This is a genomic window from Amycolatopsis thermalba (assembly GCF_023376025.1).
In the GTDB taxonomy this organism is placed as follows: domain Bacteria; phylum Actinomycetota; class Actinomycetes; order Mycobacteriales; family Pseudonocardiaceae; genus Amycolatopsis_E; species Amycolatopsis_E thermalba.
Genome location: NZ_CP091196.1, coordinates 3,024,906 through 3,044,072, shown reverse-complemented (window position 1 = coordinate 3,044,072; position 19,167 = coordinate 3,024,906). Strand labels below are relative to the sequence as shown.

The window sequence follows — 19,167 nt, the reverse complement described above, 5'->3', positions numbered from 1 at the left end:
GTCAACGTTGCACGCTGGCCGCATGAGTCTGGAACTCTTCGACTACCAGCCGATCACCGAGCGCGAGCCCGTCGTCTGGCCGAACGGGGCCCGTCTCGCGTTCTACGTCGGTCTCAACATCGAGCACTTCCACGTCGACAAGCCGTCCACCAGCATCTGGGCGTCCACGAACACGCTGGTGCCCGACGCGCTCAACTACGGCTGGCGCGACTACGGCCTGCGCGTCGGGATCTGGCGGGTCATCGACATCCTGGACCGGCACGGCATCCGCGCGTCGGCGTTGCTCAACTCCGAGGTCGCCGAGCACTACCCGCAGGTGGTCGAGGCGGGCCGGGCCCGGGACTGGGCCTGGCTCGTGCACGGGCAGACCAACTCGCGGCTGCACGCCAACCTCGAGATCGACGAGGAGCGGGCGATCCTCACCGACGCGGTCACCACGATCGAGAAGGCGACCGGGCAGCGGCCGAAGGGCTGGATGGGCCCCGGTCTCACCGAAACGTTCCACACGCCGCGGCTGCTGTCCGAACTCGGCCTGAGCTACGTGCTGGACTGGACCAACGACGACCAGCCCTACCGGCTCAACGTGCCGGGCATGCTGAGCGTGCCGTACACGCTGGAGGTCAACGACCTGCTGATGTTCATCACCCAGGGGTTCACCGGCCCCGAGGTGCTCCAGATCATCAAGGACCAGTTCGACCAGCTCTACGCCGACTCCGCCACCAGCGGCCGGGTCATGGCGCTGCCGCTGCACCCGTTCGTCATCGGCCAGCCGTTCCGCGCCCGCTACCTGGACGAGGCGCTGGCCTACATCGCGAGCCACGACGACGTCTGGCTCACCACCAGCGACGAGATCGCCGGGCACTACGCGCGGACGAGTTCCTGAACCGCCGGGAAACCGGGCAGGGCGACGGGCTCGCCCTGCCCGGTCCGGTCACGCCGCGGCGACCGGTTCCGCGGGAGCCGCGGCACGGGTGCGCCGCAGGGCGAGGCTGACCAGCAACCCGAGGACCATGCCGGCGGCGGTCAGCAGCACGACGAGGAATTCGCCGTCCGCGGTGGCCGTGCGCAGCGCCTCGCCCGTCTTCCCTTCGGTGCCGATGTCGGCGAGCGCGGTGAACACCGCCAGCCCGATCGCGTTGCCGATGTTCAGCGCCGTGGAGGCGATGCCGTTGGCGACACCCTGCTCGTGGGCGGCGGTGCCGGTGGCGGCGGCGATCCACATCGCGGTCCACACCACACCCTGGCCGACGCCGGAGACGATGAGCCCGGGCACCAGCACGCCGTAGCCGGCGCCGGCGTCGAACCCGATCGCCATGGCCGCGGTGCCCACGACGCCGACCACGAAGCCGAGGATCAGCGTGGTGCGCAGGCCGATGCGCGTGGTCAGCCGCTCGCCGAGCTGGGTCCCGGTCGCGATCGCCAGCGAGGGCACCAGGAACGCGAGTCCGGTCTGCAGGGCGCTGTAGCCGTGCACGCTCTGCATGAGCACGGTCAGGAAGTAGGGCAGCACGCCGAACGTGGCCATGTAGATGAACGTGACGATCATGCCCGTGGTCAGGCTGCGGTTGCCGAACAGCCGGAACGGCATGAGCGGGTCGGCGCTGCGTGCTTCGATCACCGCGAACGCCACCAGCAGCACGGCGGCCAGCGCGAACGCGCCGATCACCAGCGAGCTGCCCCAGCCCTGCTCGGGGCCCTGGACGAGGGCGAACACGAGCAGCGTCGCGCCGCCGGTGACGGTCAGCGAACCGGGCAGGTCGAAGCGGCGCCGCGGCCCGCCCGCCGGGTCGCGCGGGATCACCGCCAGCGCGGCCAGCGCCACGAGGCCGGCCAGCGGGACGTTGACGTAGAAGACGGCGGGCCACCCGAAGTTCTCGGTGAGCACACCGCCGAGCAGCGCCCCGATGGTCAGGCCGCTGGCGCCCGCGCCGCCCCAGACGGCCAGCGCGCGGTTGCGCTGCGGTCCCTCCGGGAACAACGTGTTGATCAGCGACAGGGTCGACGGCAGCAGCAGTGCGCCACCGATCCCCTGCACCGCACGAGCGATGATGATCGTGGCCGGGTTCGGCGCGAGGCCACCGGCCAGCGACGAGATCGCGTAGAGGGCCAGGGCGAACACGAACACCCGGCGGCGGCCCAGCAGGTCGGCGGCCCGGCCGCCGAAGAGCAGGAACCCGCCGGCGAACACGACGTAGGCGCTGACCACCAGCTGCTGGGTCTGACCGGGGAAGCCCAGGTCCGCGCCGATCTCGGGGAGGGCGACGAACACGATGTTGAGGTCCAGGGCGTAGATCAGCTGCGCGAGCGCCAGCAGGACCAGGATCCAGCCCGTCCGCCGGGCGGCGGGCTGTCGGGGAACAGCGGACATGCGAGAGAACACCTTCCAAGAGCAGAGTACGACTGTACGAATAATTACGTACAGTCGAACCGTAGCGCAAGGTGATAGTTCGACTTTCCGTGTACGGTAGTACCGTGAGGTACCGTCATCCGGAGCGTGAGCAGATCCGCATCGACGGCGTGCTGTCGGCGCTGGGCCATCCGGTGCGGCTGGCCGCCGTCCGTGTGCTGGCCGGCGGCGGCGAGCACAACTGCACCAGCGTGCTGACCGAGCTGGGCATCCCGGCCAAGTCGACGATGACCCACCACTGGCGGGTGCTGCGCGACAGCGGCGTGATCATCCAGGAGCCGTCGGGCCGGGAGAACCTGCTGACCCTGCGCCGCGACGACCTGGACGCGCGCTACCCGGGCCTGCTGGACGCCATCCTGGCCGGCGCCCGCACCGACGAGGCGAGTTCCTGAGCCGGCGCTAGGTGTACTTGGCCATCAGGTTGGTGGCAGTCGGCTGGTGGGTGGCCGCCGAGTGTGCCGTGGCGGCGTTGACGTGCTGCCGGTGCCCACGGGCGAGCCTGGCCGGCCGTTTCCGGATACGCGGGCGACGGTCTCGGGCATCATCGCCGGTTTCGGTGCGGAATCGTCTGGCGGGATGTGCCGGCGGCGCGATCCGCACACGTACGCCGGCGGGAATCCGGGCGGTCATCCCCGAGCCGGCCGACCGAGCAGGACACCGGAACCGCCGCGGTTCCCGCGACGCACGGCGACCCATCTACCGCGACGCCATCGAACACCTACTCCCGCCGCGGTCTACGACGCAGCCATCCCCATCCACGACGTCACCATCTGGATGAAAGCTTTGCCGGACACCCCTACGTCTGGCACCGCGCCTCTGGGTTTCGGCGCTCCGCCAACGCAAGCGGCCCCGTCCCGGCGTGGGACGGGGCCGTGCGCAAGCGGGAGCTACCGGTTGCTCCCCTCGGTCGCCGCTCGTGCGGCGTGGCTCAGTTCCAGTCCGGCGGTCTCCGGGGCGAGGAAGTGCGACAGCAGCCCGCCCGCGGCGAGCACGCCCGCCCCGATCAGCATCGTCGGTCCGACGCCGAGGTGGGTGAGCGTCACCGGGAGCAGGAAGGTGCCGATCGCGGCCCCGACCCGGCTCATCGCCGTCGCGAACCCGACCCCGGTCGTGCGGATCGCGGTCGGGAACACCTCCAGCGGGTAGACCGCGGTCAGCGCGCTGGAGGCCGCGTTGAGGAAGGCGAACACGAGGAAGCACGCGACGACCACGGCGATCGGCGCGGTGGGCCAGAACCCGATCAGCGCCAGCGCCGCCGCGGTGATCCAGAACGGCGGGATCAAGAGCCTGCGGCGGCCGATGCGCTCGACGAGCAGGCAGCCCGCGGCCACCCCGAGCACCGCGAGCGCGTTGCTGGCCAGCGAACCGGCGAGCGCGTCGCCGAGTCCGAGGGCCTCCAGCACCTGCGGGGAGAACGTGCCGATGGCGAAGTACGGCAGCACGAGCGCCGCCCAGAACGTGCTGGCGAACACGGTGCTGCGCAGGTGGCGGCGGGTGAACAGCAGGCGCAGGCTGTTCCGCCGCTCGCCGTCGGCCAGCTCGGTGTCCACGTCGACGTCCATGCCGTAGCGGCGGATGAGCTCCTCGGCCTCGGCGCGCCTGCCCTTGCTGAGCAGCCACCGGGCCGATTCCGGGATGCCGCCGCGCAGCGCCACGCACACCAGCGCGATCAGCGTGCTGCTGCCCAGCGTCCAGCGCCATCCGTCGTCCACATCGGACAGTGCGTAGCCCACCGCGAACGCCAGCATGAACCCGACGTACCAGCTGACCTCGAGACTGGCCAGCAGCCGCCCGCGGTTGTGCCGGGGCGCGTACTCCGACAGCAGCGGCGCGCCGATGGCGTACTCGCCGCCGATCGCGATGCCCATCACCAGCCGGATGACGAACAGCTGCCACGCGTTGTCCACGAAGAACTGAGCGATCGACCCGACCAGGAAGATCATCATGTCGGTGAGGAACACGATCCGCCTGCCGAAGCGGTCGGCGAACCAGCCGAACAGCGGCCCGCCGACGAAGATGCCGACCAGCGCCGACGCGCCGATCAGCCCGGCCGTCCAGTCCGACATGCGCATGTCGGCGACGATCGCGGGCATCGCGGCGCCGATGCCGCCGAGGATGTAGCCGTCGATGCCCTGCCCCACCTGGGTGGCGAGCATCAGCTTGGTGCGCAGCCGGCGGCGGCCGCGCTCGTCGGTGGCGGAGCCGCCGGTGTCGGTATCGGGCAACGCTGCCATGATCCGTCCTGTTCTCGTAGGGGAATGGGGAAACGCGGGGCTAGGCCGGCCAGTCCACGGCCAGGTACTTGGTCTCCAGGAAGGCGTCGATCCCTTCGCGGCCGCCCTCGCGGCCGAGCCCGGACTGCTTCACGCCGCCGAACGGCGCGGCCGGGTCGGAGATCAGGCCGCGGTTGATGCCGGCCATCCCGGTCTCCAGGCGGTCGGCGAGGCGCAGGGCACGGCCCAGGTCGCCGGAGTAAACGTAGGCCGCGAGACCGTGCACGGAATCGTTGGCGCGCGCGAGCAGATCGGCCTCCTCGGTGAAGGTGGTGATCGGCGCGACCGGGCCGAACACCTCGGTGTGCATGATCTCCGCGTCGTCCGGCACCCCGGCCAGCACGGTCGCGGGGTGGAACCAGCCGGGTCCCTCGGGCCGGGGCCCCTGGGCGGCGATCGTGGCGCCGCGGGCGACGGCGTCGGCGACCAGACCGGCGATCTTGTCCACCGCGGCCTGGTTGATCATCGGCCCGAGGCCGACCCCCTCGCCGAACCCGGGTCCGATCGGGACCGCGGCCATCGCCGCGCCGAGCTTGGCGGTGAACTCGTCGGCGACGCCGGCGTGCACGTAGAACCGGTTGGCGGCGATGCAGACCTCCCCACCACCGCGCATCTTGGCGTCCATCGCGCCACGCACGGCGGCGTCCACATCGGCGTCGGCGCAGACGATGAACGGGGCGTTCCCGCCGAGTTCCATGGTCACGTTCACGATGTTGTCCGCCGCCTGCCGGAGCAGGACCCGGCCGGTGGCGGTGGATCCGGTGAAGGAGAACTTCCGCACCCGCTCGTCGCCCAGCCAGACACCGCCCACCTCGGCGGCCCGGTCGGTGGGCAGCACGGTGCACACCCCGGCGGGCAGCCCGGCTTCGGCGAGCAGCCCGGCGATCGCCAGCGCGGTCAGCGGCGTCTCCGGCGCGGGCTTGAGCACCACCGCGCAGCCGGCGGCCAGGGCGGGCGCGATCTTGCGGGTGGCCATCGCGGCCGGGAAGTTCCACGGGGTGACGAACGCCGCGACCCCGACCGGTTGTTTGCGCACCACGTGCCGGTAGCCGCCGCCGGGCGCGTCGGCGAAGCCGGACCCGATGCGGACGGCCTCCTCGGCGAACCAGCGGAAGAACTCCGCGGCGTAGGAGACCTCGGCGAGCGCGTCGCGGTAGGCCTTGCCGTTCTCCAGGGTGATCAGCCGGGCCAGGGCCGGCGCGTGCTCGTGCATCGCGGCGAAGGCGGCGTGCAGCACCTCGGACCGGCGCCGTGGCGCGACCGCCCGCCACTGCTCGAACCCGTCCTGCGCCACATCGAGCGCCGCCCGGGCGTCCTCGGCGGAGGCCGCGGACACCTCGCGGATCGGCTCGGTGGTGGCCGGGTCGAAGACCGGGAAGGTCCGGCCGTCGGCGGCGGGCAGCCAGCGCCCGCCGACGAACAGGTCGCCCTCCCCCGCCGCGGCCTTCGCGATCGCGTCGATGTCCATTCTGTTCTCCTCACACCCTGACCTGGCGCGAGGCAACGTATGAGCCGCACGTGTTGCGCGGCAAGAGAACCCGGTGTTTCGCAACCTGAGTTGCGGTGAGGACAACCGCCTCAGGTGAAGCGCCGGGACGCGGGCGGGACGGCGCGCATCCGCCAGCCCAGCTGTTCCGAGACCGCCCCGGCGGCCCGTGCCGTGACCCGGCCGGCGTCGTCCAGCCGCGCGCCGAACCGGTCCTTGGGCGCGGAGACGTTCAGCGCGGCGACCACGCGCCCGCGGAAGTCGCGCACCGGCGCGGAAACCCCGACGAGATCGGGTTCGAACTCCTCGCGGACGGCGGCGTAGCCGTCGCGTTTGCCCCGCTGGATCCGCGACCACAGGTCGGGCAGCGTGCGCACCTCCGATCGCGGGCAGCCGGCCCCGAGATCGGCGCGCAGTCCGAACCGGACGTACAGGTCGTCCGGTGCGGCGTCCTGCAGGAGGACCCGGCCCGCGGACGTGCAGGGCGCGGGCACGCCCCGGCCTTCCCAGCCCTGCACGCGGAAGGAGTGCCCGGACACCGACAGTAGGGTGAGCACCTGGTTGTCGCGCAGCACGCACAGGTGGACGGTCTCCTCCAGCTCGCCGGACAGCGAGCGCATGACCGGTTCCGCGGCCCGCAGCAGCCGGTCCTCGACCGTGCGCGCCACCAGGGAGAACAACCGCCAGCCCAGCCGGTACTCCAGGGTGTCCGGGTCGCGCTCGACGATGCCCTCCCCGGCGAGCGCCTTCAGCGCACGCGACACCTGGCTCTTCTCCCGGCCGACCAGCTGCGCCAGCCGGACCACGCCGAGGCCGCCGGCGTGCTGGGCCTCCTCCGACGCCAGCGCCTCCAGCAGGTCGATGTCCCGGCGCAGGCCGTGGCCCTGGTTGCGCGCGCCGGCGCCCTGCCCGTCCGAACTCACCGCCGTAGCGTAAACCAGGGGTAACGGCGCTGGTCACGCCTGGAGTTGCCGCCAGCGCAACCGACGTTGCGATCGCCCGGAACTCCTTGCCGCCCCTCCCCCGGCTCCTTACCGTTCGGCTGCGTCAACACCATCCGCCACTTCTGGAGCTTCCATGACTTTCGCGCCTGCAGCGCTGGCCGGCGAGTCGTTCGTCGGCACGGGGGTCAACGCCGCGCACACCAACATCGTGGTGGGGCGCAAGGGCGGGCCCGTGGAAACCGCCTGGGCGACCGCGCTGGCCACCCCGAGCGCCGGGCACGTGCCGTTCGTGACCGTGCTGCGGCCCAGCGTGCCGGTCAAGCCGCTGACGTTGTTCGTCACCAAGGCGGCCGCCTCCGGCGACCTGCACGAGCGGGCCACCTGGGGCTCGGCCCAGGCCGGGCTGGCCCACGGCGTCGCCGACGCGGTCGAGCACGGGCTGATCCCGGCCGCCGAGGCGGACGACCTGCTGATCATCGCCGCGGTCTGGGTCAACCCCGGCGTGGCCGACCTCGACGAGTCCTTCCGCAACCAGCGGGCGGCCGCGTTCGGCGCGATCCGCGCCGCCGTGGCGGGCACGCCGACCGTCGACGAGGTCCAGGCGGCGGCGCGGGCCGGCGCGGCCAACCCGTTCTACGAGCCGGGTGCCGCCGTGCTCGCCGAGTCCGCGCCGGAGGCCGCCCGATGAAGATCACCGACATCACGCTCGACCGGCTGCGGCTGGAGCTGGACCCGCCGCTGCGCGCCGCGTGGGATCCCGAGCCGCGGCGGCACTTCGACGCCACGATCGTCCGGGTGCACACCGACGAGGGGATCACCGGGATCGGCTCGGGCGACACCATGGACGGGTTCGAGGCGTTCCGGGACCTGTTCCTGGGTGCCGATCCGCTCGACATCGTGCGGCACGTCAAGGCGATCGAGACCGCCAACTTCCACGGCGGCCACTACTGGCCGCTGGAGGTCGCGCTCTGGGACATCATCGGCAAGACGGCGGGCCTGCCGGTCGCCGCGCTGTTCGGCAACGCGGCCCGGTCCCTGCCCGCCTACGCCTCCAGCGCCGAACTCAAATCCCCGGCGGACCGGGTGGAGACCGCGCTCCAGGCGCGTGCGGCCGGCTTCCGGGCGGTCAAGATCCGCATCGACCGGGACCGGGTGGCCGACGGCATCGCCGCGGTGGAGGCGGTGCGCACCGCGCTCGGCCCGGACTTCGAGATCATGGTCGACCTCAACCAGTCCTGGCGCATGGCCGGGGACACCGCGGACGCCTCGGACCTGGTGAAGACCCGCCGGATCGTGCGCAGGCTGGCCGAGCTGGACGTGTTCTGGGTCGAGGAACCGTTGCCCTACGCCGATCTGGAGGGCTTCCGGGTGCTGCGGGCGGACAACCCGGGCGTGCGGATCGCCGCGGGCGAGATGCACCACTCGGTCCCGGAACTGCTGCGGTACCTGGAACACGACGTGCTGGACGTGTACCAGATGGACGTCGTGCTGGCCGTGGGCATGCACCGCGCCCGGACCCTCGCCGAGGTGGCGCAGCTCAAGCACCGGCAGTTCACGCCGCACAGCTGGACCAACGGCATCGGCGTGCTGGCGAACCTGCACGTCGCCGCCGGGGTCGGGGGCGGCCCGTACTTCGAGTTCCCGTTCGACCCGCCGGGCTGGACGCCGGAGCGGCGCGACTTCATGCTCACCGAACCGGTGATGATCAACGCCGCCGGTGAGCTGGAGGTCCCGCAGGCGCCGGGCCTCGGCGTCGAACTCGACGAGGACGCGGTGCGGCGGTGGCGGATCCGATGACGGTGCAGCGGGACCACGCGGCGTGGCTGGCCGCCGCCGAGCGGATCACCTTCGAGACCCGGCCGTTCATCGACGGCGCCTTCACCGGCGCGCTCTCCGGCGAGGTGTTCGCCACCACCTCCCCGCGCGACGGCAGGGTGCTCACCGAAGTTCAGGCCGGGGGCGCGGCGGACATCGACCGCGCGGTGCGCGCGGCGCGGGCCGCCTTCGACGACGCCCGGTGGCGGGGCCTGCCGCCCAAGGAGCGCAAGCGGATCATGCTGCGCTGGGCGGACGCCATCACCGCGCACGCCGACGAGCTCGCCCTGCTCGACACGCTCGAAATGGGCAAGCCGGTGACCGAGGCGCTGCGGGTGGACGTGGCCAAGACCGCGGAGACCATCGCCTGGTACGCCGAGACGATCGACAAGACCTACGGCGAGGTCGCCCCCGCGCCCGGCGACGCCCTGGCCTTCATCACCCGGGAGCCGCTGGGCGTGATCGGCGCGGTCGTGCCGTGGAACTACGCCCTGCTGATCGCGTCCTGGAAACTCGGGCCCGCGCTGGCCACCGGGAACTCGGTGGTGCTCAAACCGGCCGAGCAGACGTCGCTGGCCGCCCTGCTGCTGGCGCGGCTCGGGCACGAGGCCGGCCTGCCCGCCGGGGTGCTCAACGTCGTGCCGGGACGGGGTGAAGTCGCCGGCCAGGCGCTCGGCAGGCACCCGGACGTGGACAAGATCGCCTTCACCGGTTCGGCCGAGGTCGCGCGGCGCTTCCAGGTGTACGCCGGGGAGTCCAACGGCAAGCAGGTCGCCGTCGAAGCGGGCGGCAAGTCGCCGCAGCTGGTGCTGCCGGACGCCGACATCCCGGCCGCCGCGTCCGCCGTGGCGTGGGGCATCTTCTACAACGCGGGCCAGACCTGCAACGCCGGGTCCCGTCTCATCGTGCACCGCGCGGTGAAGGACCGGCTGCTGGAGGAGATCGTCAAGATCACGCGGGAGACGTTCCGGGTGGGCGATCCGCTGGATCCGGCCACCGTGATGGGCCCGATCGTGGACGAGACCCAGCTGCGGCGCGTCCTCGGCTACCTGGACATCGCACGGGCCGAGGGCGCCGCGACGGTGCTCGGCGGGCAGCGGATCCGCACCGGGACGGGCGGCACCTTCCTGGAGCCGACCATTGTGGACGGTGTGTCGAACGACATGACCATCGCCCGCGAGGAGGTGTTCGGCCCGGTGCTGTCGGTGATCACCTTCGACGGGGACGCCGAGGAGGGCGCGCGGCTGGCGAACGACTCCGACTTCGGCCTGGTCGCCTCGGTGTGGACCCGGGACGTGACCACCGCGCACCGCGTGGCGCGGCACCTGCGGGCGGGCACGGTCTGGATCAACACCTTCGACGCCAGCGACGTGATCACCCCCTTCGGCGGCTTCAAGGCGACCGGGGCGGGCCGGGACAAGTCCCTGCACGCGCTGGAGGCCTACTCCGCGCTCAAGACCACCTGGATCGACCTGTCCTGACGGGTCGGATTGCGAGGACAACCATGAGAATCGGATTCATCGGACTGGGCAACATGGGCAGGCACATGGCCCGCCACCTGATCCACGCCGGTCACCAGGTCACCGTGCACGACGCCCGCCCCGAGGCGGCGGCCGAGCACCTGGCCCTGGGCGCGACCTGGGCCGGCAGCCCCGCCGAGTGCGCGGCGGGGGCCGAGGTCCTGATCACCATGCTGCCCACCCCGCGCATCGTCGAGGACGTCCTGTTGCGGGGCGGCGCGGCCGCGGCGCTCGACCCGGGCGCGCTGTGGGTCGACATGTCCACCTCCACCCCGGCGGCCGCCGAGCGCGTCGCGCAGGAGGTGCTCGACTCCCGCGACGTGCACCGGCTGGACGCGCCGGTCAGCGGGATGGCGCGCGGCGCGGAAGCGGGCACCCTGCAGATCTTCGTGGGCGGGGACGCCACCCAGTTCCAGCGCGCCATGCCGCTGTTCACCGCGATGGGCGACCCCGGCCGGATCCTGCACATCGGCGCAGCCGGATCCGGCTACACCGCCAAGCTCATGATCAACCTGCTGTGGTTCTGCCACGTCGTGGCCACCTCGGAGGTGCTGGCGATGGGCGTGAAGGCCGGTGTGGACCTCGGCGTGCTGCGCGCCTCGCTGCTGGCCAGCCCGGCCGCGTCGAACTTCCTCGAACGCGACATCGAGTCGGTGCTGGCCGATGGCGACTACGACGACTCGTTCGCGATGGCGCTGGCCTGCAAGGATCTCGGCCTCGCCGTCGACCTCGGCCGCGAGCTGGGCGTGTCCACCGAGGTGTCCGCGCTCGTCGAGCAGATCTACCGGCGGGCCAAGGCGCAGTTCGGCGACCTGGCCGGCGAGATGAGCCCGGTGCGGCTGTACGAGGGGCTGGCCGGCCGTCCGTTCCGCCTGGCTCCGGCGGGTGCGCTGTGACCGCCGGGCGCGTGACGATCGAGCCCACCTGCCGCGTCGAGTTCGGTGCCGGTGCGGTCGAGGACCTCCCCCGGTTCGTCACCGAGCTGGGGCACCAGCGCGCGCTGGTGGTCACGGACCGGGGCCTGCAGGCGGCGGGGATCGCGCCGCGGGCCGGCAAGATCCTGCACTCCGCCGGGATCGAGCACGAGATCCACGACGACATCAGCGCCAACCCCTCGGCCGCCGAGATCGATCGCGGGGCCGCCCGTGCCCGCGCGTTCGGCCGGGCGGTGGTGATCGCGCTCGGCGGCGGTTCGCCACTGGACGCGGCCAAGGGCATCGCGCTGCTGGCCGGGAACCCGGGCGCCGCCGCGGCCGACGCGGACGCGCTGTGGGACGCCGCGGACGGGCTGCCGGTGATCGCGGTGCCCACCACGTCGGGCACCGGCGCGGAGACCAACGGGTTCGGCGTCATCGAGGACACCTGCGCGCGCCGGAAGGTCTACATCGGACACCCGTCGGTGCGGCCGCGGATCGCGGTCCTGGACCCGGAACTGACGCTCGGGCTGCCGTCGCGGGTCACCGCGGCGACCGGCGTCGACGCGCTCGTGCACGGGATCGAGTCGCTGGCCGCGCGCGGGGCGAACCCGATGTCGGCCGCGTTCGCCCAGCACGCGGTGACGCTGATCGGGCGCTGGCTGCCGGTGGCCCACCGGGACGGCGGCGATCTGGAGGCCCGGGCCCAGCTCATGTTCGGCGCTCATCTGGCCGGGCAGGCGCTGACCATTTCCGGTCTGGGGCTGGTGCACGGGATCGGGCACGCGATCACCGCGCACACCGGCACCCCGCACGGGGTCGCGCTGGCCGCCGTGCTGGAGGAGGTGATCGCGTTCAACGCCCCGGCCGCGGCCGCGGCGCACGCGCAGGCCGCGCGTGCCCTGGGTGCCGTCGACGGCGACGGCACGGCCGCGACGATCGCCGCGGTGCGGGAGCTGTCGGGGCCGCTGGAGATCCGGAAGCCGCTGCGGCAGCTGGGCGTGGCGCGGGAGATGCTGCCGGAGCTGGCGCGCGCCGCGGTGCAGGACCCGGTGACGCGCAACAACCCGCGCACCCCCACCGAGGCGGAGGTGCTCGACCTGCTCGCCGAGGTGTACTGAGTGGACGGGCCGGGCGGTCAGCCGTCCGGCCCGGACCGGTGCCGGCGGGCCACGATCTTCCCCAGGGGCACCAGGACCGACAGGATGGCCCCCGCGCCGAGGGTGATCAGGAACACCGACTCGAAGACGGTGTTCCCGCGTCGCACGCCGCGCTCGTCCTCGCCGTGCAGCGCGGCCAGGAGATCGACGCCGGCGACGGTCAGCCAGATGATCGCCACGCCCGTGGCGACGGCACCCAGCCCCAGGGCCGCCGCGACCCCGACCGCGACCCTGTCGCGCCAGTGCATCGCTCAGTGCGGCCGGGGCGCGGCGGCACGGGCGATGCGGTCGGCCAGGTCCCGCGCGCCGGGGAAGAAGGAGTTCACGACCACCTTCCGCCCGTCGGCGCGTTTGACCACGCAGCGCCAGTCGATGCCGATGCGGTGGCCGAGCTTCCCGGGCTGCCAGTTCCCGCGCGCGTCGACCACCGCGATGTCATTCCACCGGAACTCCGTGCGCGCTCCGGCGTTGCGGTGGTGGACGAAACCGCCGGCGTGCAGGTTGATGCGTTCGCCGCGGTGCCGCAGGCCCTGGACGAGCCGCCGCAGCCCGTAGGGCAGCAACAGCACGCTGAGCCCGAAACACGCGCTCCCGGCCCAGACGGGGGCGGTCATCGAGGTCTCGGCCGGGGTGTTGCCGTACAGGTATTCGTCCAGCTTCACCATGAGCAGGCCGAGCGGGACCAGGCCGGCGGTGGCGACCAGGCACGCGACGGCCTGCCGCAGCCGGCGGCCGTTGTCGCTCGGGTAGGACTGCACGAGTGGGCCGAGATCTTCCATGCTCTGCACGGTAGGGATTCCGGGGCGCGCGTCGCCCCGGGTGGCCGGAAGCTGCCGGGGTTGCCCGGCGGGGGCCGCGCCGCCCCTGCCGGGCAGGTCGTGGTCAGCCGGCGTAGATCAGCTCGACCTCGAACTCCAGGTCGATCTCCCTGGACACGAGCAGGCCGCCCTTGGCCAGCGGCATGTTCCAGGTCAGGCCCCAGTCCTCGCGGTTGATCCGGCTCCGGGCCGAGAAGACCGCGCGGTGGTTGTCCCACGGGTCCTGCGCGTAGCCGAGGTAGTCGATGCTCAGGGTGACCGGCCTGGTCACGCCCTTGATCGTCAGATCCCCGGTCATCGAGCCGCCGCTGCCCTCCCACCGCACCTCGGTGGAGGTGAAGGCGGCGGTGGGGTTGCCGTCCACGTCGAAGAAGTCGGCCGAGCGGAGGTGGTCGTCGCGGGCCTGGTCGCCGCTGTTCACCGACGCCATGTCGATGGTCACCGAGACCTTGCTGTCCGCCGGGTTCTCCGCGACCTCCACCGCGCCGTCCACGCCGGTGAACCGGCCGCGGACCTTGGTCAGCATGAAGTGCCTGCCGACGAAGCCGACCTCGGCGTGCCCCGGGTCGATCTTCCAGGTGCCGGCGGCCGGCAGCTCCACGTCGCCCAGCCGCCGGGTGGGCATCACTGATCCCGTCATGTTCTTCCCCTTCTCTCGGGTTTCCCTGGCACTCACACTATTGATGCGTGCGCACGCACACAATAGGTTATCCTAGGAGTCGTGGACACTGCTGACGACACGGGCGTGGCGGCCTGGCGCGCGATGCTGCTGGCGTACAACGCGGCGCTGCGGGCCATCGACTCGGACCTGACCCGGGCCGGCACCATCCCCCTCACCTGGTACGACGTGCTGCTGGAGCTGAACGCCGGCCCGCGGCGGCGGCTGCGCATGAACGACCTGGCCGACCGGGTCGTGCTCAGCCGGACCCGGGTGAGCCGGCTGGTCGACGAGATGGTGGCCGCCGGGCTGGTGACGAAGATCCGCGACGAGGAGGACCGCCGGGTGGTGTGGGCGGCCATGACCGACGAGGGCGCGAGCGCCTTCCACGGCACCGCGCCGCGGTACCTGCGCGGCATCGAACAGCACTTCGCCCAGTACCTGACCGAGGAGGAGAAACAGGTCATGGCGGCCGCGCTGACGAAGGTCCGCAAGGCGCACGCGGAAGTCATCAGCACACCGGAAGCGCTGCGCCGCAGCACGAGGACCACGCGGTGATCCGCCGCCCCGGGCGGGAGGGGCGCCGCTCTCACCGGAGGAACGTGGCGCGAAAACGCCGTGCCCCCGTTGCACCCCGTCTCGCGGCTCAGCGCCACCAGCGCCTCCCAGGCCGGACGCAGCCCCTCGACCGTGCGTGACGATCGTCGCGTGCCCGCACGTGAGCACTCCGGAACAGGGTCCCCGGGCGGCACTTCCGCCGGCCTCCCGGGCGATCGCCACTCTGTCCCGCCGTCAGCGACGACCGTCGGCGCGGAGTGACCGGGTCACCACCGGGCGCCGGGACGTCATGTCCCCGCCTCCGCGAGCTCGCGCATCAGCTGCACCAGCGTCCGCACCGCCGCGCCGGTGCCGCCCCGCGGGGTGTCGCCGTGGGGCTCGCCCTCGTGGAAGGCGGGGCCGGCGATGTCGAGGTGCGCCCACGGCGTGCCGTCCGGCACGAACTCCTTCAGGAACAACCCCGCGACCAGCGCACCGCCCAGGCGCTCCCCCACGTTCGCGATGTCGGCGACCGTCGAGTTCAGGCTGGGGCGCAGATCCGCCGGCAACGGCAGCGGCCACGCCTGCTCACCGGCGCGGCGGGCGGCCGCGGCCACCCGGCCGCCGAACTCCTCGCTGGGCGACATCACCCCGAACATCCGGTTGCCCAGCGCCATGCGCATCGCGAACGTCAGCGTGGCGACGTCGACGATCACGTCCGGCTCGTCCTCCGCGGCGCAGGCGATCGCGTCGGCGAGGACGATCCGCCCCTCGGCGTCGGTGTTGAGCACCTCGACCGTGCGCCCGTCGTACATGCGGAGCACGTCGCCGGGGCGGGTGGCCGAACCGGACGGCATGTTCTCCGCGAGGGCGAGCCAGCCGCTGACCCGCACGGGCACCTCGAGCCGCGCGGCCGCGACCACGGCGGCGAACACCGCGGCGGCGCCCGCCATGTCGCGTTTCATGATCTCGTTCGACCCGACGGGCTTGAGCGACAGCCCGCCGGAGTCGTAGGTGATGCCCTTGCCGATCAGGGCGATGCCGGTCGCCGCGTCCGGGTGCGCGTAGGAGATCCGCACCAGCCGCGGCGGCCGGACCGAGCCCTGCCCGACGCCGAGCAGACCGCCGAACCCCGCCGCCGCAAGCGCTTTCTCGTCGAGGACCTCGACCGCCAGCCCGTGTTCGGCGCCCACCGCCTGGACCTCCGCGGCGAAGACCTCGGGGTACAGGTCGTTGGCGGGCGTGTTGACCAGATCCCGCGCGGTTCACCTCGTGCGCGAGAACCACCGCGCGCCGCACCGCGGCATCGGCCTCCGCGTGGTCCAGGCCGGTGAGCACGCCCCATTCGGTCGCCGCGGGCTGTCGCGCGCTGCGGTAGGCGTCGAACGAGTACTGGCCGAGCACCGCGCCCAGCGTCACGGCTTCCACCGCCTCCGGGGTGGCGGCCGGCAGGGCCAGCACCACGCTCGGCACGCCGGCCAGGGCACGCGCCGCCACACCGGCGGCTTGCCGGAGTGCGTCCGGCCCGTATCCGCCGTCGGGGTCCGGCTCGCCGAGGCCGACGAGCAGGACGGACCCGGCGTCGAACCCCGGCGGCGCGGGCAGCCTGAGCGTTTCGCCCACCGCTCCGGTCATTCCCCACGCGGTCGCGGTCGCGATCAGCGGAGCGACGTCGGCGGTTCCCCGCCCGAACCCGATCACCACCACGTCGGAGTGCCGGCCGGCGGTGAGGGCGGTCACCCGTGTTGTTCTTGTGCTCACTCGAACCTCCGCCACCACGGTGCCGGAGGTGCCACGTAAGGACAAGTGAGCGTTTTTACAAGATCCTTAAGCTGACCTAACGTGCCGACGCCAGATCGCGCAGCGTGTGCAGCAGCACGTGGGCCAGGTTGTAGATCACCGCGCCCGGCGGGGCGGTCCCGGCCTGCTCGACGCTGCCCACGATGCTCACCATCGGCTTGGCCGCGCGCCCGGCAGCGGCGACGACCTGGGCCATCGCCTCGCGGACGCGGGGGTCGGCGGCTCCGGTGGTCAGTCCCATCGCGACGGACAGGTCCGCGGGGCCCACGAGGACCGCGTCCACACCGGGGACCGCCAGGATCTCCGGCGCCGCGGCGCACGCCTCCGGGGTCTCGATCATCGGCACGACCAGCGTCGTCTCCGCGGACCGTTCGAGGTGCTCGGCAACGCCCCGGGCGCCGAACCGGCCGGCCCTGCTGTACGTCGCGAAACCCCGTTCGCCCAGCGGCGGGTAGTGCGCGGCCGCGACGACCGCGCGGGCCTGCTCCGGGGTGTCCACGTGCGGCACGATCACCCCGTCCGCGCCCAGGTCGAGCACCCGCAGCACGAGCGCGGGCTCGGCCGCCCCGACCCGGACCAGCACCCCGAGGCCGTGTGCCTGCGCGGCCACCACGTGCTGCTGCAGCGGCACCAGATCGGCGGGCCCGTGCTCGCAGTCGAGCACCACGAAGTCGAGCCCGGCCACGCCCGCCATCTCGACCAGCGTCTCCGACGGCAGCCGCAGCAGACCACCGAGCAGCCGCTCCCCCGCCGCGAGCCGCTGTTTCAGCGTCGTCATCGCGCCACCATTCCCGCCGACAAGTCGATATCCGCGGCGCACAGCCCCGGCATCCGCAGCATCGCCAGCACCGCGGCCGCCACCTCGGACTCCGTCACCATCCGGCCCAGCGCCGCGCGTCCCACGAAGGCCCGTTCCGCCTTGTCGTAGCTCACCCCGGTGCGCTCGGCCTCCAGCCGGAAGTTGCGCGCCATCCGCGGCCCCTCCACCGGCCCGGGCGACAGCGAGTTCACCGCCACCCCGTACGGCCCGACCTCCCCGGCGAGCGTGGCCGTCAACCCGATGACCGCCATCTTCGACGCGCAGTACGGCGTGCGCCGCAGCAACGGCCGTTTCCCGCTCACCGACGCGATGTTGACGACATCACCCGCCCCGCGCGCGACCATCGGCGGCAGGAACGCCTGGCACATCAGGTACACGCCGCGGACGTTGACCGCGAACACCTCGTCCCACTCCTCCGGCGAGACCTCCACCAGCGGCTTGACCGGCCCCGCCACCCCGGCGTTGTTGACGAGCACCGAGATCTCCTCGCCGGCCAGCTCGTCGGCCAGCGCGGCGACCGACTCCGGATCGGCCACGTCGCACACGGCGGCCCGTCCCGGCCCCGGCAGGGCCGCGACGGTTTCGTCCAAACTGGACCGTCGCCGCCCGGTCACCACGACCCGCGCACCGGCTTCCGACAGCGCGACGGCGATCGCGCGGCCCAGTCCGTTGCCGCCGCCGGTGACCAGCGCGGTCCGCCCGCTCACGCCGGGTTCCACGGCAGCTCCCCGCGCCGGAACCCGGCCGCCCGCACGTCGCCGGACCGGGCGTGCCCCTCGAACAGCTCCACGCGCGCCGCGCGCCCGCAGACCTCGCCCAGCCGCACGCTCGACTCGCTGCTGGTGACCTCCTGGTAGGTCACGGTCTTCAGGTACTTGCCGACCCACAGCCCACCGGTGTGGCGGGCCGCGCCGCGCGTGGGCAGGACGTGGTTGGTGCCGATCACCTTGTCGCCGAAGGACACGCACGTCCCCGGGCCGAGGAACAGCGCACCGTAGTCGCGCATCTTCTCCAGCGCCTGCCGCGGCTGCTCGGTGAGCACCTGGACGTGCTCGGAGGCGAACGTGTCCGCCAGCGCGAACGCCTCGTCGAGCGTGTCGGCCACGTGGATCTCGCCGTGGTCGCGCCACGCGGGCTCGGCGAAGTCGCGGGTCGGCATGCCGGGCAGCAGCGCCTCGACGTGGCCGAGCACTTCCCGCGCGAGGTCCGCGGAGGTGGTGATCAGCACCGCGGGCGAGTCCGGCCCGTGCTCGGCCTGCGACAACAGGTCCACCGCGACGACGAACGGGTCGGCGGTGTGGTCGGCGACGATCAGCACCTCGGTCGGCCCGGCGAACAGGTCGATGCCGACCTCGCCGAACAGCTGCCGCTTGGCCTCGGCGACGTAGGCGTTGCCCGGGCCGGCGATCAGGTCGACCCGCCCGATGGTCTCCGTGCCGACGGCGAGGGCGGCCACCGCCTGCACCCCGCCGAGGAGGTAGATCTCGTCGGCACCGGCCAGGTGCATGGCGGCGACGGTGGCCTCGGGCACCTCGCCGCGGATCGGCGGCGTGCACGCGGCCACCCGGGGCACCCCGGCGACCTTCGCGGTCACGATCGTCATGTGCGCCGACGCGGTGAGCGGGTACCGCCCGCCGGGGACGTACGCGCCGGCGGCGGCCACCGGCACATGCTTCTGTCCCAAGTGGACACCGGGCAGGGTCTCCACCTCGAACTCGCGCAGCGAGTCGCGCTGGTGCCGGGCGAAGGTGCGCACCTGGTCCTGCACGAACCGGATGTCCTCCAGCACCTGGTCCGGCACCCGGGCGACGATTTCCTGGATCCGCTCGGGCGACAGGCGGAACGACTCCGGCGACCACGAGTCGAACTTGGCCGAGTACTCGGCGACCGCGGCGTCCCCGCGCTCGCGGATGTCGGCGATGATCGCGCGCACCCGCTCGGCGACGTCGGTGCGCTGGGCGGCGACCTGCTCGACGGGGACGGCGGACTTCAGGACCTTGGGCATGGCAACTCCT

The 19,167-nt window shown here is 72.8% G+C and carries 19 protein-coding genes and 1 pseudogene; 8 read left to right on the top strand and 12 right to left on the bottom strand.

The annotated features are described in order from the left end of the window. The first annotated feature begins 22 nt into the window (after positions 1–22). Entirely contained in the window at positions 23–883 is an 861-nt protein-coding gene (locus L1857_RS14690; RefSeq protein ID WP_094005047.1) for a polysaccharide deacetylase family protein, read from the top strand. Positions 884–931: 48 nt separating this feature from the next. Here L1857_RS14690 and L1857_RS14685 read toward each other — a convergent pair whose 3' ends face one another. Beyond that, positions 932–2,368 carry an MFS transporter gene (locus L1857_RS14685; protein WP_249465343.1) on the bottom strand — a complete coding sequence of 479 codons (1,437 nt, stop codon included), beginning with the start codon at positions 2,366–2,368 and terminating at the stop codon, positions 932–934. A gap of 104 nt (positions 2,369–2,472) precedes the next feature. On the opposite strand from L1857_RS14685, the gene L1857_RS14680 reads away from it, so the two are divergent. After that, entirely contained in the window at positions 2,473–2,799 is a 327-nt protein-coding gene (locus tag L1857_RS14680) for an ArsR/SmtB family transcription factor (RefSeq protein WP_094005048.1), read from the top strand. Positions 2,800–3,294: 495 nt separating this feature from the next. Here the strand turns inward: L1857_RS14680 and L1857_RS14675 are convergent, their stop codons facing one another. The 3 genes from L1857_RS14675 to L1857_RS14665 form a co-directional block, all read right to left on the bottom strand. Then, a complete protein-coding gene (locus L1857_RS14675; RefSeq protein ID WP_249465340.1) occupies positions 3,295–4,641 on the bottom strand; it encodes an MFS transporter in 1,347 nt (448 codons plus the stop codon). 40 nt (positions 4,642–4,681) lie between these two features. After that, positions 4,682–6,148 carry an NAD-dependent succinate-semialdehyde dehydrogenase gene (locus tag L1857_RS14670; protein WP_094005049.1) on the bottom strand — a complete coding sequence of 489 codons (1,467 nt, stop codon included), beginning with the start codon at positions 6,146–6,148 and terminating at the stop codon, positions 4,682–4,684. A 110-nt stretch (positions 6,149–6,258) separates the two neighbouring features. Beyond that, positions 6,259–7,089, bottom strand: coding sequence for an IclR family transcriptional regulator (locus L1857_RS14665; protein ID WP_094005050.1), 831 nt, complete (start codon positions 7,087–7,089; stop codon positions 6,259–6,261). 154 nt (positions 7,090–7,243) lie between these two features. Between L1857_RS14665 and fae the strand changes: the two genes are divergently transcribed. From fae to L1857_RS14640, 5 genes are read left to right on the top strand one after another with little or no spacing between them, the layout of a single operon-like run. After that, positions 7,244–7,798, top strand: a complete 555-nt coding sequence (fae, locus tag L1857_RS14660) for a formaldehyde-activating enzyme (protein ID WP_094005051.1) — start codon at positions 7,244–7,246, stop codon at positions 7,796–7,798. After that, the gene (locus tag L1857_RS14655; protein WP_094005052.1) at positions 7,795–8,907 is read left to right on the top strand and encodes a mandelate racemase/muconate lactonizing enzyme family protein; all 1,113 of its coding nucleotides are present in this window, start codon (positions 7,795–7,797) and stop codon (positions 8,905–8,907) included. Before fae ends, L1857_RS14655 begins: the two co-directional genes overlap by 4 nt. Beyond that, complete coding sequence (locus L1857_RS14650; protein WP_249465337.1) at positions 8,892–10,406, top strand: aldehyde dehydrogenase; 1,515 nt, start codon at positions 8,892–8,894, stop codon at positions 10,404–10,406. Before L1857_RS14655 ends, L1857_RS14650 begins: the two co-directional genes overlap by 16 nt. Positions 10,407–10,429: 23 nt before the next feature. Beyond that, positions 10,430–11,341, top strand: a complete 912-nt coding sequence (locus L1857_RS14645) for an NAD(P)-dependent oxidoreductase (protein ID WP_116109504.1) — start codon at positions 10,430–10,432, stop codon at positions 11,339–11,341. Between the two features lie 11 nt (positions 11,342–11,352). Further along, positions 11,353–12,480, top strand: a complete 1,128-nt coding sequence (locus L1857_RS14640) for an iron-containing alcohol dehydrogenase family protein (RefSeq protein ID WP_240323045.1) — start codon at positions 11,353–11,355, stop codon at positions 12,478–12,480. Between the two features lie 17 nt (positions 12,481–12,497). Here the strand turns inward: L1857_RS14640 and L1857_RS14635 are convergent, their stop codons facing one another. The 3 genes from L1857_RS14635 to L1857_RS14625 form a co-directional block, all read right to left on the bottom strand. Next, positions 12,498–12,767 (bottom strand): hypothetical protein, encoded by a 270-nt coding sequence (locus L1857_RS14635; protein ID WP_116109506.1) that lies wholly within the window; start codon positions 12,765–12,767, stop codon positions 12,498–12,500. Between the two features lie 3 nt (positions 12,768–12,770). Next, a complete protein-coding gene (locus L1857_RS14630) occupies positions 12,771–13,298 on the bottom strand; it encodes a hypothetical protein (protein WP_249465335.1) in 528 nt (175 codons plus the stop codon). A 103-nt stretch (positions 13,299–13,401) separates the two neighbouring features. Continuing rightward, entirely contained in the window at positions 13,402–13,977 is a 576-nt protein-coding gene (locus tag L1857_RS14625) for a YceI family protein (RefSeq protein ID WP_116109508.1), read from the bottom strand. Between the two features lie 81 nt (positions 13,978–14,058). Between L1857_RS14625 and L1857_RS14620 the strand changes: the two genes are divergently transcribed. Continuing rightward, positions 14,059–14,553 (top strand): MarR family winged helix-turn-helix transcriptional regulator, encoded by a 495-nt coding sequence (locus L1857_RS14620; protein ID WP_198958196.1) that lies wholly within the window; start codon positions 14,059–14,061, stop codon positions 14,551–14,553. 287 nt (positions 14,554–14,840) lie between these two features. On the opposite strand, the gene L1857_RS14615 is transcribed toward L1857_RS14620, so the two are convergent. From L1857_RS14615 to hisD, 5 genes and pseudogenes are all read right to left on the bottom strand, one after another. Further along, a complete protein-coding gene (locus L1857_RS14615) occupies positions 14,841–15,761 on the bottom strand; it encodes a leucyl aminopeptidase (protein ID WP_249467420.1) in 921 nt (306 codons plus the stop codon). Positions 15,762–15,957: 196 nt separating this feature from the next. Beyond that, positions 15,958–16,167: pseudogene (locus L1857_RS14610) on the bottom strand (M17 family peptidase N-terminal domain-containing protein); the annotation flags it as partial. A gap of 202 nt (positions 16,168–16,369) precedes the next feature. Beyond that, positions 16,370–17,110, bottom strand: coding sequence for an HpcH/HpaI aldolase family protein (locus L1857_RS14605; protein ID WP_116109509.1), 741 nt, complete (start codon positions 17,108–17,110; stop codon positions 16,370–16,372). Further along, a complete protein-coding gene (locus L1857_RS14600) occupies positions 17,107–17,871 on the bottom strand; it encodes an SDR family NAD(P)-dependent oxidoreductase (protein WP_116109510.1) in 765 nt (254 codons plus the stop codon). Before L1857_RS14600 ends, L1857_RS14605 begins: the two co-directional genes overlap by 4 nt. After that, complete coding sequence (gene hisD / locus L1857_RS14595) at positions 17,856–19,157, bottom strand: histidinol dehydrogenase (protein WP_116109511.1); 1,302 nt, start codon at positions 19,155–19,157, stop codon at positions 17,856–17,858. The genes L1857_RS14600 and hisD overlap by 16 nt, the downstream gene beginning before the upstream one ends. Positions 19,158–19,167 lie beyond the last annotated feature (10 nt).